Source organism: Mesobacillus maritimus (genome assembly GCF_044803185.1).
GTDB lineage: Bacteria > Bacillota > Bacilli > Bacillales > Cytobacillaceae > Mesobacillus_B > Mesobacillus_B maritimus_B.
On record NZ_CP085225.1, the window covers coordinates 3,787,847 to 3,802,543 of the forward strand.

The 14,697-nt window shown below is 39.1% G+C and carries 16 protein-coding genes; 4 read left to right on the forward strand and 12 right to left on the reverse strand.

Translation table 11 applies throughout. The annotated features are described in order from the left end of the window. Window positions 1-18: 18 nt before the first annotated feature. Window positions 19-642: a polysaccharide deacetylase family protein gene (locus LG336_RS18320; protein WP_404328934.1), complete on the forward strand. Its 624-nt coding sequence runs from the start codon at window positions 19-21 to the stop codon at window positions 640-642. Window positions 643-712: 70 nt separating this feature from the next. After that, window positions 713-1,369 carry an SGNH/GDSL hydrolase family protein gene (locus LG336_RS18325; RefSeq protein WP_404328935.1) on the forward strand — a complete coding sequence of 219 codons (657 nt, stop codon included), beginning with the start codon at window positions 713-715 and terminating at the stop codon, window positions 1,367-1,369. 58 nt (window positions 1,370-1,427) lie between these two features. Here LG336_RS18325 and LG336_RS18330 read toward each other — a convergent pair whose 3' ends face one another. From LG336_RS18330 to LG336_RS18355, 6 genes are all read right to left on the reverse strand, one after another. Further along, entirely contained in the window at window positions 1,428-1,637 is a 210-nt protein-coding gene (locus LG336_RS18330) for a hypothetical protein (protein WP_404328936.1), read from the reverse strand. Between the two features lie 116 nt (window positions 1,638-1,753). After that, window positions 1,754-2,494, reverse strand: coding sequence for a type I methionyl aminopeptidase (gene map / locus LG336_RS18335; RefSeq protein WP_404328937.1), 741 nt, complete (start codon window positions 2,492-2,494; stop codon window positions 1,754-1,756). A 167-nt stretch (window positions 2,495-2,661) separates the two neighbouring features. Continuing rightward, window positions 2,662-3,381 (reverse strand): YebC/PmpR family DNA-binding transcriptional regulator, encoded by a 720-nt coding sequence (locus LG336_RS18340; RefSeq protein WP_404333215.1) that lies wholly within the window; start codon window positions 3,379-3,381, stop codon window positions 2,662-2,664. A 214-nt stretch (window positions 3,382-3,595) separates the two neighbouring features. Next, a complete protein-coding gene (locus LG336_RS18345) occupies window positions 3,596-5,731 on the reverse strand; it encodes a heavy metal translocating P-type ATPase (protein WP_404328938.1) in 2,136 nt (711 codons plus the stop codon). Continuing rightward, window positions 5,724-6,032, reverse strand: a complete 309-nt coding sequence (locus LG336_RS18350; RefSeq protein ID WP_404333216.1) for an ArsR/SmtB family transcription factor — start codon at window positions 6,030-6,032, stop codon at window positions 5,724-5,726. The genes LG336_RS18345 and LG336_RS18350 overlap by 8 nt, the downstream gene beginning before the upstream one ends. 316 nt (window positions 6,033-6,348) lie before the next feature. Further along, on the reverse strand, window positions 6,349-6,555 hold the full coding sequence (locus tag LG336_RS18355) for a cold-shock protein (protein ID WP_404328939.1): 207 nt from the start codon (window positions 6,553-6,555) through the stop codon (window positions 6,349-6,351). A gap of 337 nt (window positions 6,556-6,892) precedes the next feature. Between LG336_RS18355 and LG336_RS18360 the strand changes: the two genes are divergently transcribed. Further along, complete coding sequence (locus tag LG336_RS18360) at window positions 6,893-7,522, forward strand: LysE family transporter (RefSeq protein ID WP_404328940.1); 630 nt, start codon at window positions 6,893-6,895, stop codon at window positions 7,520-7,522. 59 nt (window positions 7,523-7,581) lie between these two features. Here the strand turns inward: LG336_RS18360 and LG336_RS18365 are convergent, their stop codons facing one another. The 3 genes from LG336_RS18365 to LG336_RS18375 all read right to left on the reverse strand — a co-directional run bounded on the left by LG336_RS18365 (window position 7,582) and on the right by LG336_RS18375 (window position 12,304). Beyond that, on the reverse strand, window positions 7,582-8,940 hold the full coding sequence (locus LG336_RS18365) for an amino acid permease (RefSeq protein WP_404328941.1): 1,359 nt from the start codon (window positions 8,938-8,940) through the stop codon (window positions 7,582-7,584). Window positions 8,941-9,323: 383 nt separating this feature from the next. Further along, the gene (locus tag LG336_RS18370; RefSeq protein ID WP_404328942.1) at window positions 9,324-9,893 is read right to left on the reverse strand and encodes a DMSO/selenate family reductase complex B subunit; all 570 of its coding nucleotides are present in this window, start codon (window positions 9,891-9,893) and stop codon (window positions 9,324-9,326) included. 17 nt (window positions 9,894-9,910) lie between these two features. After that, on the reverse strand, window positions 9,911-12,304 hold the full coding sequence (locus LG336_RS18375) for a DMSO/selenate family reductase complex A subunit (RefSeq protein ID WP_404328943.1): 2,394 nt from the start codon (window positions 12,302-12,304) through the stop codon (window positions 9,911-9,913). Between the two features lie 282 nt (window positions 12,305-12,586). Here LG336_RS18375 and LG336_RS18380 point away from each other — a divergent pair, with 282 nt between their 5' ends. Continuing rightward, entirely contained in the window at window positions 12,587-12,883 is a 297-nt protein-coding gene (locus LG336_RS18380; RefSeq protein WP_404328944.1) for a DUF6509 family protein, read from the forward strand. A 23-nt stretch (window positions 12,884-12,906) separates the two neighbouring features. Here LG336_RS18380 and LG336_RS18385 read toward each other — a convergent pair whose 3' ends face one another. The 3 genes from LG336_RS18385 to LG336_RS18395 form a co-directional block, all read right to left on the reverse strand. Further along, on the reverse strand, window positions 12,907-13,302 hold the full coding sequence (locus tag LG336_RS18385) for a cytosolic protein (RefSeq protein ID WP_404328945.1): 396 nt from the start codon (window positions 13,300-13,302) through the stop codon (window positions 12,907-12,909). Window positions 13,303-13,445: 143 nt separating this feature from the next. After that, window positions 13,446-13,949: a metallophosphoesterase family protein gene (locus LG336_RS18390; RefSeq protein ID WP_404328946.1), complete on the reverse strand. Its 504-nt coding sequence runs from the start codon at window positions 13,947-13,949 to the stop codon at window positions 13,446-13,448. 39 nt (window positions 13,950-13,988) lie between these two features. Next, window positions 13,989-14,507, reverse strand: coding sequence for a hypothetical protein (locus tag LG336_RS18395; protein ID WP_404328947.1), 519 nt, complete (start codon window positions 14,505-14,507; stop codon window positions 13,989-13,991). Window positions 14,508-14,697: the final 190 nt, after the last annotated feature.

A 14,697-nucleotide genomic window follows, 5' to 3' on the forward strand; every position in this document is an offset into this window, starting at 1 on the left:
CAGCAGGTAGCAAATAAATTGAGCCAAGCAACTATCATTACCGAGATTAATACGAATCATAAAGCGATTGCATTCACCTTTGATGACGGCCCAAATCCACTTTTCACTCCTCAGGTTCTAGAAATATTCCAAGAGGTTTTTGGAAGGGCCACCTTTTTTATGATTGGCAAGCATATGTTGAACCATCCCGAAATTGTCTTACAAGTAACTGAGCAGATGCATGAAATCGGGAACCATACATATTCACACCCGAGGTTAACTGAGCTAAGTTCAACAGAGAGCGCAGAGGAAATCATTCGAACAGATAAAATCATCATGGAACTAACAGGAACGGAACCAAAAACCTTTCGTCCCCCTTTTATTGATTATAATGATGAAACCGTTTCACTATTGAAAAAGCTAGATTACCATATGATTAGTGCTGTTAACTTTGAAGCAACAGATTGGGAAATGCCAGATGTAGCACATATTGTGTCAAAGACAAGAGATCAGGTCAGGAATGGTAGTATTCTTTTGTTTCATGATGGCTTCGGGGATTGCTCACAAACAATTGAAGCTGTTCGTTTGCTAGCCACTGAACTTACATCACAAGGATATCGACTTGTCACTGTTAGTGAATTATTAAGTTTAAAGAATCAGTAATGTTAAAAAGGGGGTTGCATCCCTTAAAATAGAAAGTAAATTATGACCAAAACCGGAAGGAAGAGCTAGCATGAAACTAGAACAAGGACAAAAATTATTATTTATTGGAGATTCAATTACGGACGCAGAACGTAATAAAGAAGTGAGAGAAGGAGGCAACGGGGCTCTTGGAAAAGGCTATGTAGCTTTTGTTGATGCTCTTCTACAGTCCGTTTATCCTGAACTAGGAATTCGAACTGTCAATAAAGGAATAAACGGGAACACCGTTCGCAACTTAGAAGATAGATGGCAAGAAGACGTGATAGATCAAAATCCAGATTGGCTAGCAGTGATGATTGGAATCAATGATGTTTGGCGACAATATGACGCCCCTATAATAAAAGAATACCATGTGTACATAGAAGAATATGAAAAAACATTAAGAAAACTAATTAAGGAAACTAGACCACAGGTTAAAGGACTAATCTTGATGGCCCCTTTCTACCTTGAAAGCAATGAGCAGGATGCAATGCGGAGAACAATGGACCAATATGGAGCAGTTGTTAAAAAAATTGCTAATGAGACAGATTGCCTATTCGTTGACACTCAAGCTGCTCTTAACAAAATTTTACATACATTGTATCCTGCAGCATTGGCTTGGGACCGCGTTCATCCGAATGCTACAGGACATATGGTAATGGCAAAGGCTTTTCTACAAGGAATAGATTTTGATTGGGACAAACAATAAGAGACTACCACTTGGACTACCAAACTAGCACTCGCCAAGTAATTTTATTGAAAAAAGGTTAGTCTATTTCACAATTAAAGGTGTCTACCTTCAAACCTGATTTTACAATAGTTGGCAGACCACCGTTGTCATAACAATTGTCAGTCAAATCTCTAACTTCAACGTAACTAAAATAAATCTGAGATATTCCTACAATGCCTACAACAACAATTAATGAAGATAAAAAGATACATAGGCTTTTCCTTTGTGTCTGTTTTATATGTTTCATATGTAAAACCTCCATGCAACGTAGTTAATTTTTCACCTTACCTAAAAAGAAAAATGACGTGTGCCCTACTCACACGTCATTTCTTTTTTACGTTCTTTGGACCTAAAATCTACGATTTATTCAGTAATAATCATTGGGCCTTCTTTTGTCACGATAATCGTATGCTCGTATTGGGCAACGAAACTATTCTCTGTAACGTAGGTCCAACCATCATCAAGCTGGTAAACTTCCTCTTCACGAGTAGAGATAAACGGTTCGAAGGCGATTACCATTCCTTCCGTTAGCAACTCATTATCCCAAGGCTCAAAATAATTATAAATATGGTCAGGCTTCTCATGGATAGTACGGCCAATCCCATGTCCAGTTAGATTTAAGATAACAGTTAAACCGTTGTTCTTCGCTGTTTGCATTACCACTTTTCCAATCCCATTCTTCTTCGAGCCTGGCTTTATTTTCTTCAAACCTGCTTCAAATGCTTCTTTCGCCACCGCACAAATTTTGTTTTTGATTTCATCGCCCTCACCAACAACAAAGGAGATACCTGTATCGGCAAAATAACCATTCTTAGACCCTGATACATCGATATTAACAAGATCTCCATCTTTAATAACACGTTCACCTGGAATGCCGTGTGCGACTTCCTCGTTTACACTAATACATGTATATCCCGGAAAATCATATTCTCCTTTTGGAGCAGAAACAGCCCCAGCCTTTTTAAAAAGCTCTCCAGCAAGTTCATCAAGTTCTTTTGTGGTAATTCCCGGTTTCGTCCTTTGAACCAATTCATCGCGGATACTTCCACAAATTTTCCCAATTTCTTTTAGTGCTCTTATATCTTCTTCTGTTTTTACAATCATGATTTAAACCACCTATACTTTTAGACTTTAGAATTAAAAACATACATGTAATTGATTGTACATTTACTTTTGGAAAAAATCCAAGCCTGGACTTTCTTTATGTACTCGTTTTGTAACTGAATGACAAAAGGGCAAATCTAAGCGAAAACCAAGATTTGCCCCAAGTTTTATTCACCTAAATCTACGTTATGATACACTTGTCGAACATCTTCTAAATCTTCTAAGGCATCAATCATTTTTTCAAATTGAGCTTGAGAATCTTCCGGTAGTTCTACTTCATTTTGTGCAAGCATTGTTAGTTCCGCAACTGTAAATTCGGTCACACCAACATTTTTAAATGCCTCTTGCACTGTATGGAATTGATCTGGCTCAGCATAAACAATCACCGCATTCTCTTCCTCAAGAATGTCTCTTACTTCCACGTCTGCTTCCATTAAAAATTCTAGTACTTCATCAGCTGATTTCCCTTCAATACCAAAAACAGCTGTTGCATCAAACATATAAGAAACCGAGCCGCTCACACCCATGTTCCCACCATTTTTACCAAACGCTGCCCGTACCTCAGATGCAGTACGGTTTACATTATTCGTTAATGCATCGACAATCACCATGGAGCCATTTGGCCCAAAGCCTTCATAACGCAGTTCATCATAAGTTTCATCCCCGCCGCCTTTGGCCTTTTCAATAGCACGGTCAATGATTGTTTTAGGCACATTATAAGTTTTTGCACGCTCAAGAACGACCTTTAAAGCTTGATTTGCTTCTGGATCTGGTTCCCCTTGTTTTGCTGCTACATAGATTTCACGCCCGAACTTTGCATAAATACGACTTGTATTTGCATCTTTTGACGCTTTTTTTTCTTTGATATTATTCCATTTACGGCCCATCATTAACACTCGCTTTCAACATTAAATCTATAGAATAAAATAGTAATATGTAGATGCAACTTCTTCAACTTTTTCTTTCAAAAAAAACATGGATAGAGAGAGTAAATTAAATAAATTGCACACAGTCAATAATCATTATACCTCAATCATTAAAAATTTTACATACTAGAAGGTAAACACACGAATAGGGACCACTTTATGGCCCCTATAAGTTCTAACCTTTTACCCTCAGTAACCGTAGTCCATTTAATGTTACAAGGAGAGTAGCTCCCATATCAGCAAATATAGCAATCCACAATGTGAGCCAGCCTGGAATCACTAATAGTAGCGCCAAAATCTTTACTGCTAATGAAAACGTTATGTTTTGTTTTATTATGGTTAATGCTTTTCTACTTAATTTAATTGTGAAAGGAAGTTTCTTTAGGTCATCCCCCATTAAGGCAATATCAGCTGTTTCTAATGCAGTATCAGTCCCTGCTCCCCCCATCGCTATTCCAACAGTTGAAGCAGCGAGAGCCGGAGCGTCATTTACGCCGTCCCCTACCATTGCAACATGCTTGTAAGTTTTTCTCAACTGTTTAATGGTATCCAACTTATCCTTTGGAAGGAGCTCAGCCTGGTAATCACTTACCTGAACCTGTTCACTGATTGCTTTTGCTGTCCCTTTATTATCCCCCGTCAACATCATTGTTTTTTCTATTCCCATTTGATGAAGTTTTGAAATAACCTCTCTGCTGCTATCTCTAACCTCGTCCGCAACTGCAATTAGAGCAATTACCTTTTCATTTGTACCCATTAGCATAACGGTTTTTCCTTGTGATTGAAGATTTTTAATCTGTTTCTCCACATCATTGGGGATTCCCTTCTCTACAAGGTCGTACAACATCCTTGGATTCCCTAGATAATAGGTTACTCCACTATATGTCCCCTGAATCCCTTTACCAGAAGTAGCCGTAAAATCTTCAATCTCAATATCTTTAAACGGAACCTTTTCTTGTTCTGCCTTTTGAATGATTGCTGCTGCTAATGGATGTTGAGAACGATGCTCTAACGCAGCTATGATTGCTAGAAGGTCCTTCTCCTTCCCTTTTTGAAGCATTATAAAATCAGTCACATTCGGAACGCCTTTTGTTAAGGTTCCGGTTTTATCAAAGGCGATAGCCTTTAGCGCTCCAGCTTGCTCTAGATAAATACCACCTTTAATCAGAACACCATTCCGTGCTGCATTTCCTATCGCGGTCACAATGGAAACGGGTGTCGAGACCACTAGTGCACAAGGACATCCAACTACCAGAACAGCTAGGCCCTGATATACCCATGTGTTCCAATCAGCTCCAAAGAACACTGGAGGGACCACTGCCACTAGCCCTGCAATCATAATAATAACTGGCGTATAATATTTAGCAAATCGATCGACAAATGCCTGCGATGGCGCTCTTTCTGCTTGAGCCTCTTCCACAAGATGGATAATTTTTGAGATTGTCGTATCATTTACTCTCTTTGTTACTTCAACCTCTAGTAGGCCATCGGTATTTAATGTTCCCGCAAATACCTCATCTGCCACCTTTTTTTCAACTGGGACTGATTCACCGGTAATAGCAGCCTGATTCACCGATGAATATCCCTTTTTCACAACACCATCCATCGCAATTTTTTGCCCTGGCTTCACAATCATTGTATCCCCGACCTCAATATCATCGACGTCAATTGACATCTCTAGTCCATTTCGAATGACAGTTGCTTCATTAGGAGCAATGTCCATGAGGGAGCGGATAGATGCCCTGGCTTTATCCATTGAATATCGTTCTAACACTTCACTAATCGCAAATAGAATCACAACGACAGCGCCTTCACTCCACTCACCAATAATGGCAGCGCCAATGATCGCAATGGTCATTAACGTTCTCATATCAAATTCAAGTCGGAGCAGGTTTTTAAATCCAGTAATAAATAATGAATAACCTCCTATGACAATTGCCACTAGATAAGAGCCAATGGTAACCAGGCTTTCTTCGCCGAAACGGAATTGAGCAATATATCCGAAAATGACTAGGACAAGTGAAACGAGCACAAATGCATTCTCTTTCCAAAAATTTTGTTTTTTGTGTTCTGCCTGTTTTTCGTTTTCTGGAAAAACTTTTAGCTTTTCGAAAGCACCTGCTTTCTCAACCGCCTCGATGGTCGCATTGCCATACACGGTTATTTTTTCTGCACCGAAATTAACCTTTGCATAAGAAACACCATCCAGGTGTTTCACGTTCTTTTCGAACTTAGCAGCACAGCTTGCTCAGGACAAGCCTTGGACACGATAAACCTGTTTTTCAGCTAGATGTTCTTTAGCTTCAGTCATGGGTGCTCAACTCCTTCTGATGCTCAAAAGCCATAACGACTAATTGTTTTACGTGGGAATCATCAAGCGAGTAATAAACCAACTTACCTTCTTTACGGTATTTTGCTAAGCCCAGTTTCTTTAACAATCGCAAATGATGCGAGGTAGTTGCAGTGGTTGCTTCCACAATTTGTGCAACATCACAGACACAAAGCTCTTCTTCTACCGACAGAGCATAGGCTATTTTTATTCTTGTCTCATCAGATAACGCTTTAAAAATTTTGGCAACTTCATTTGTGTGTACTTCGCTTAGTTTTGTCATGACATTGTTCACTTTATCCTCATCAATACAGGTCACTTGACAAACATCCAATTCTTCCAACCGTTTCCCCCCGTCCGTTTCTAATATTCAAACGTATATTTGATTATAGTATATTCAAACAATCATTTGAGTGTCAATATAAATACATTATTCTGTTCAACTCATCCTCTACAACAAGCTACCAATATAAAAGCCAATAAAAAACGAGACTAAATGAATGAGAGCACTCCTGCTCTGACCCATTTAGTCTCGTTTATTTAGAATGCGCAAAAAAACAGTTAGCATCCTTTTGCTAACTGTTTTTTCATATTTTATCTCAGCCCGTTACATTAAAACTATGGTTATTCACGACTTCCAACTCTTTAGTCGTTTGTTCCATTGCACTTTTGCAAATTGGGCATGCTGGAACTGAACTGCTTTTAAAATTATCCCGAACCCAACAATTACACTGGTCTGAAGTACAAACCCAAATCTTCGTTTCCGCAGTGACAATCTCTTCAGGAGGTTTTCTTCCAAATGCCATTTCCCTCACGCTCCATTTCCAATTTTAATCCAAAGCATGAATAAAAAAACATTTATAATAAAAAGCTTAATAACGCTAACTTTTTATAATAAATGAATTCCTCTTCTTTTTCAACTCTTCTCCCATCATATCACAATTAGATTTATTTTACAAAATAACTGCCTTTTAACTTTTTTTCCAACAGGTCAACCCTCTAATAATATGCTCATAAATCCTAAAAATACTCCTTCTTTTTTTTCAATCCTTTGCTAACTTCTTTTTTTTAGTTGTACTTGTCCCTTAAACGGAATACACATAGTACGAGCATTCAATATTGGTTGGTAATGGGGGTATTTGTGTGAGTGTGTTTCTTAGCTATATTTTTCTAGGTTTATCCCTAGCTGCACCAATCGGCCCAGTAAATGCAGCGCAAATGGATAAGGGCATTAAAAGTGGGTTTTTTCAATCTTGGCTTTTAGGTTTAGGAGCATTAAGCGCGGATATCGTTTATATGCTAGCTGTTTACATGGGAGTCGTGAGGTTTCTCGAGACACCATTTATGCAAACCTTCCTTTGGTTTTTTGGTTTTTTTGTCCTCATGTATACTGGGATAGAAACAATTATTGGTGCTGGGAAAATTGTGATGAGGAAAGAGAAGCAATCAGAATCTGGCCTAAAATCCTTTTTATCCGGATTCTTCATGTCGATCTCGAACCCGCTCACAATTCTATTTTGGTTGGGGATATATGGTTCAGTTCTTGCTCGAACAGCCACCTCGTATGGTACAACTGAATTGGTCTTTTATAGCTTTGCCATTATATTAGGTTTAGTTATCTGGGATATTACGATGGCGTTTATATCGAGTAGCTTTAAAAAGTTGCTAACTACCCGTCTTCTTACTGTAATCTCCTACTTATCAGGGTTCTCACTTATTGGTTTTGCCATATATTTTGGAATCCAAGCTGTAAAAGTTCTTATTCAGTCTTAAAGATGAATATGGACAAGAAAAAACCGCTAAGTTTAGTTTTAGCGGTTTTTGGTATGCAACTACTGAAATCTTGGGCGTGGAACCTTGGTGCTCTTCTTCTTCTTTTTCTTTCCACCTATTGCGTTGCGAAGCATGAGGATAATTCCAATTATTGCGAGAAAAAGAATAGAAATGAAAAAGCCGGGACGAGCCATATGATCAAATAAGGTTCCACTTACGGCAATTACGATTAAGGCAATTGCTCCGAACCTTTTCACTTGCTCAAACTTCGTCAACTTAATGATATGCTTATAGGAAAACATGAGAAATAACCAATTATAGATGAGCATTAACCCAGCTGCTGTAGTTAAGTATTCATAAATGCGGTCTGGCATCGCAAAAGAGAGAATTATCGATGATATTAAACCAAGGACCGTTAGCCCTAAAGCAAAATGAGGAACCTTTAATTTTCCTGCCTTTGATAGCACCTTAGGAGCATCCCCATCCTTAGATAAAGTAACGATCATGCTTGTAACAGCAAATAAGGATGCACACATCGTTGAGAAACCTGCAATAATCATTGCCCCATTAAATAGATGGGGTACTAGCGGAAGGTTATAATGATCCAATGTGGTAACAAAAGGACTTTCTTTTGTCGTGAAATCTTTATAAGGTACTAATAGAACAGCAAGTCCGATGGCTAAAAGATAGATAGTCGTAAGCAATAAGAGCATTATTTTCCCTGCTTTAGGAGCGTCTTCTTTGTTCTTCAGCCTTGGAGCCATAATACCCATAATTTCTATGCCACCAAAGGCGTAAAACGCATAAATCAATGCTGTCCATAACCCCATAAATCGACCCGCAAAAAAATGATCCATTGTGTTCGTGACATTAACGTCATGACCAAGTCCCTTGAATACACCAAAGACTGCAAGTGTAGCGAGAACTAAAAACATAAAGATTGCTGCAACTTTTACAATCGCAAATATATTTTCCATTTTTTCAAAGCCTTTTGTTCCTGTTAGGACTACGCCGAGTCCGAGCACAGCAAAACCAGCCGCGAAGATCCACAGTGGGATATCCGGGAACCAAAAAGTCGAAAACAATGATAATGCTGTTAATTGACTTCCCATAATTAATAGTTCAGAACCCCAATAAACCCAACCGCTTGAAAAACCTGCCCACTTGCCATATGCCTTTTTCGCATAAGAACGAAAGGAACCCTTCTGAGGATCTTTGGCTGCCATTTTTGCTAGCGCATCAAAAACGAGATAAGTACCAAGTGCAGCCAGAGCAAACACTATTAATGCTGATGGACCTGTTTTTGTTATTGCAAGGGCAGAACCAAGAAAAAAACCTGTCCCGATAATACAACCAATCCCAATCATCGAAAGCTGCCACCAAGCCAACTTCGCTTCCTTCGAGGACTTACCGCTCATTTACTATCCCTCCCGTATTCATCTTGTCTATTGTTTGAATTGGAAGGATTATTTATGTAGTCTGTTTTCAAAAGGCTGTTTTCGCATACTTTGTTGTTCCTTAATTTAGTAATAGGTGAGAATTAGTTCGTTCCATTGCGCTCCAGACACTTGCTTTCCGCGGGGAGGAAGCTGAGCCTCCTCGGCTTCGCCTGTGGGGTCTCAGCATTTCCTCTACATCCCGCAGGAGTCAAGTGTCTTCCGCTCCATTCCACTATAAATTATAAAAATTTATTTAAAAGCAACTATGTTTGAGAAAAGAGTTCTTAGCAAAAGAAAAAGAGCGTGTTTTAATTACACACTCTTCCTTCTATAAGATATTGATATGAACTAATTAACTCAATTTAAAGAGCATGGCGATGAGGGGTAATGACTAGGTTCGGTTTTGTATCAGGATTCGGCATTCCCTTGATTTGGTTCACTTTTCCGTACTTCTTTTGCAATTCTTCCATTGGACCGAATTCAATTGCTCTCTGTGGACAAGTAGTCACACATACGGGCTCCTCCCCTTTTTCTCTAAGGGTTAGACAGCTATCACATTTTGACATTTTTAAGATCTCATTATCAAATTGTGGAGCACCATATGGACATGCTCGGACACAAAACCTACTCCCAATGCATTTCTCTTGTTCAACAATAACGATCCCGTCTTCTTCGCGTTTTATAATTGCTTTTGTTGGACAGCTTGGTAAACACGCTGGCGAGGTGCAATGGTTACAGGCGATGGAAAAGTAGTATGCTGTTACATTCGGCACAATCCCTTCTCCTTGCTGAACGTAACCACCTTCCTCATACTCATATACACGACGGAAGTTCATGCCAATATCTAAGTCATTTTTATCCTTACAGGAAACGTCACAGGCTTTACAACCAACACAATGTTCCTGGTTAATATAGAATCCAAGTTGGACCATTCTTATACTCCTCCCTTCTATGCCTTTTTCACCTGTACAAGATTCGTCAACTGTGGATTTGCCTTTGCAAGCGGGGTCGGTTGCTGTTTGGTTAAAACATTGATTGATCCCCTTTGGTCAATTCCTTTATCGTCAGGGGTAAACCATGCCCCTTGCGGAATTCCTACAACCCCTTCGATAATTCTTGGTGTAATTTTAACATCGATTACAATTTCGCCTCTGTCGTTAAAGACACTCACTCTGTCCCCATTTTTTATCCCTCTTTTTTCCGCGTCTTTAGGATTTATCCACATTTCCTGTTTAGCCGCTTCTTCAAGCCATGGATTGTTATCATGCGTAGAATGACATCTTCGTTTATAGTGCCAGCTTATTAATTGTAATGGGTATTTTTCAATTAAAGGATCTTCTGGTCCTTCCCAAGCAGGGATATACTTAGCAATAGCAGGGATTTCCTCATGCTTATTCATATCGTATAAAGCCTTGGAAAAAAGCTCAATTTTTCCCGAAGGTGTGTCAAAAGGAACTTTCCCATCAATTTGATCTTTAAATGCAATCAGTGGATCCTCAAACGTAAAGTGGTGAATACCGTCCTCCATGAATTTTTCAAAGGTTGGGAAGGATAGGTCTAGTTCTTCTCTGGTCTGCTCAATGCTTACCTTTACCCAATCTAGCATCGATTTTCCTTCAGTAAATTCTTCTTTCAACCCCAAATGATCAGCGATATCCGCGAAAACATCATATTCATTCCGAGCCTCGTATAACGGGTCAATCACCTTGCCACCAGCTACGACATAATCCCCATAACACCAAGGGGTTCCTATGTCCCATCTCTCAAAAAATGAAGTTCCTGGCAAAAGAATATCTGCATATTTAGCACTTGGTGTCATGAAAAGATCACTAACGACAATAAACTCTACCTTGCTCTCATCCTCTAAAAGTGCAGTTGTTTTATTAATATCTGAGTGTTGGTTAACAAGCATATTTCCAGCAATATTAAAAATAAGCTTAATATTTGTGTTTAATTTATCGACCCCTTGTAGTCCATCTTCCTCAGTTAATTCTTTTCCACGCTCAACGGCATCTGTCCAGAGGAAACAAGGAATCGACGCTTTTACTGGATTCTCAAAACTGATAGGGTAGGAAATACCAGATCTTGACCAATACCCTGTCCCAGCTGCCCAGCCCCCTAGTTTTCCAACATTACCTGTAATACTAGCGAGCTGCGCTCCCCCACGAATAACCTGCTCACCGTAAGCATGGCGTTGTGGTCCCCACCCCTGAATTAATGCTGCAGGTTTTGTTGTTGCATAAGCACGTGCAATCTCGATAATCTTTGATGCAGGCACACCACAAATTTTTTCTGCCCATTGAGGTGTTTTCTCCACCCCATCTTTTTCACCGGTAAGGTAGCTCACCAGTGACTCCTCACCAGGGATTCCTTCGGGCATTTGACTATGATCGAATCCTTGGCAGTGCTGCTTTACAAACTCTTTATCAAACAAGTTCTCCTTTACGATGACATAAGACATTGCGTCCATCATTGCCGAATCCGTTGTCGGTAAAATTGGAATCCACTCATCTGCAAAGCCAATAGACGTATCTGTATAACGAGGGTCAATGACCACCACTTTTGCCCCTCTATTTTTGGCTTCACGTAGGTAATGCATAAAAGGAGTGGAGTTAATCATTTCAGCTGGATTCTGCCCCCAGAGTATAATGTACTTTGTATGGAGCAGCGTATCAAAACTGCTTCCTGAGTTATTCGTCCCATAGGTGTATGGAGTAGCAACGTTTGCAGCCCCGGAGCTATAATCATTGCGGTAATTTAGATAACCACCAGTCATAGCTAGTAGTTTCCTTGCCATATTTCGGCCACTAAATAAACCCCATGATTGACCAGAAGCGTAGTTAACATAACGTGATTCCGGGCCATGTTCGTCGCCAATCCTTTTCATTTCCTTGGCAATCGTTTCTACCGCCTCTTCCCAACTAATCCGTTCAAATTTTCCTTCGCCACGTTTCCCTACCCGTTTCATTGGATACTTTAAACGGTCCGGGTGGTACAACAATTTTTTGTACCCTCGTCCTCTAATGCACGCTCTCATCTGCGGAGTAAGGATATCATCTTCATTATTGGTGTCGGTACTGACTCTTACAACCGCACCGTCTCTCACATGGGCTTTTATGACACATCGGCCTCCACAGTTATTAATGCTGCAGGTCGAAACGATGGTTTCAGGACCTTCTTCCTTGGTGCTAGCTGTTAGGTCAAGCTCCTTTTTCTCTAAAAATCTTTTTGCTCCAACGCCACCAAGAACGGCTGGAACACCGATTGCTCCTGACCATTTTAAAAAGGTTCGCCTTTCAATTTTTTTATTAAGTATGCTTTTATTGGTCTTTTCGTTTGTCACTATGTTGCCCCCCTTTTCTTGGACCCTTAACAACAAGTTCAACTTGTTTATTGTGAAATATTTCACATAAACAAATAAGATACCTCTCTAGGAATAATCTAACAATCTTATTTTAGCTTTTGAGGGAAAGCTCTTATAGATTCAGCTGGCAACTTTCACATTAAGTTCATAAAAAAATGAATTCTTTGTGTTCATACTTTCTAAACCTAAATTTCAATTAGTTGATTGTTTCTCGGTTTTTCGATATATAATAAGAGGAGAAAAATTAAAGGATGATGTTATATGGAAATTACTGGACATACCGTTGAGTTGTTAGAAGACCCGTTTGGGGTGTTAAATGGGGATCGCTATGAGTTCTTCTTGCAAATCGCTGTTGATGAAGAAGATGAATTATATACTGAAAATGGATTATTATTAAAAGTCATCTTTTCAATCGTAAATGAAGAGCCCAAAATTCTTCAATACTATTTTATTGAACGCTCCACAGAAAACATCCTCGATTTTGCCCTCGAAGAGGATGAAGAAGCGCTTGTTAAAGACTATTGCAAAGAGAATCTTTCAGTGGAAGAAGAGGTATAAAAAAAGAGCAGATTGCTCTTTTTTTATACCTCTATTGCTTTTCCCTCTTCAACAATATGATAAAGGAGATGGGCTAAATGATGAATCGGTCCGTACTCTTCTTCTTCCTCGCTCACTTCTTCATTGTACTCTAAATCATTTAAATACAATGCAACAAATTCATAAAAAGCATGGAGCTCAAATCCGTAACATGCAATAGGCTCTTCATTATCTTCCTCATATTGAAGGATAAGATAACTTGCTTTATCATCCTTATCTACTGCATCAAAAAATACAAAAAATCCTATATTCGTATCAAGATCAAATAAATGTCTTGTTCCACCGGCAGTGACCTGGCTATAATCTTCCTCAGATAATTTTTGCACAGTCATTTTTCCTACTTGATCCTCTGCATGAAAATCAACCGTAAAGGACTTCACTTCATCACTCCATTCCCTAATGTATTGACGATTCTATTTTGTTCAATTCCGGAGTGACTTAGTCCTTTTCTTTTTGGCAATGTAAAACGAGGCCGTTAGTTTCACTCCATCAAAAAGTAAAGCAAAAGCACACTTTACCAGCGTTAAAGTGTGCTTTTCTCATCATAGAAAATATGTTCAAATTTAGGTTCAGAACTTAGTGTGATCATCCCGTAGGAGTATTGTTTTTGACGACGTTTATCTGTAGCAGAGCCAGGGTTAAACAGGACAAGGTCATCTTCTAGTTTCAATAAAGGGATATGGGAATGTCCAAAAATAATACAGTCTACTTCCCCTTCCAAAAACGCTGCTTTTGCCCTTTTTTCGGTTGTCTTTCCGATTCCGTGTCCATGAACAACTCCGAACCTAAAGTCCTCTACCTCGACAATCTCTCTAGCATTCAACCTTTTCCCTAACTCAGGACTATCAACATTTCCTGTTACTCCCACTACTTTGCCAAACTGACATAATTCATTATAGACCTCAACCGTCTGCCAATCGCCTGCATGAATAATTAAATCGGCTGACTGTAGGTCCCGTACTAACCTTGACGGAAATCCCTTTGCTTTCTTCGGAATATGTGTATCGGATACAACGACAATTTTCATGATGATAACCTATCCTTTGAATTTCACCTTAAATTTAATTTAGCTTTCGCTTTTATATGTGGTTATATTATAGTAATCCTTCGTATTACCATACCCATTAAACTCAATATCTAAATCATGGAAGTAACGATGAAGCTTTAATAGGGGATCTTTATCTTTCTTTCCTGAGATTACGGTTTTAGCATAAGAAGAGATCCTATCTAGGTCCTGTTGTAACGCTTGATTTTCTGTCTGAATCGTATCCATTACATTAAGAATTTCAGTCGAAATGTCTTTTTGCTCGTTCCATTTCACAGAATCAATTCCACCCCAACCAAGTGTATCATTATATTTGTCATGGAACTCTTTAATGAACAAACCCACATTTTTATACTTACTAGTTTCTGCCTCTTCAGTGAATTCTGCTACCGTTTCACTCGCAACTACTTTTTCACTTTCACCTTTTGCTACGGTTTCCGGCTCTTTTTTACCAGTCTCAGTCACGGTATAGCCATAATAACCACCGACAAGAACAACAATTAATCCTAGCGCAACTAACCACGTCGACCATGATTTCATATATAACAGCCCTTTCCTTAATTATTATTCTCTGTCCCTGTTAAAGGGCGTTACAATGCCTTCTCTCCTTGCTCGATTTGGGGCATCATACTATTTTGACAAACACTTGGAAAATTCCTTTTAAATAAAGGAATTGATTTTTAAAATATAAATATAGATAGGATAAAATAAAAAGAACGCCTGGAAGTCT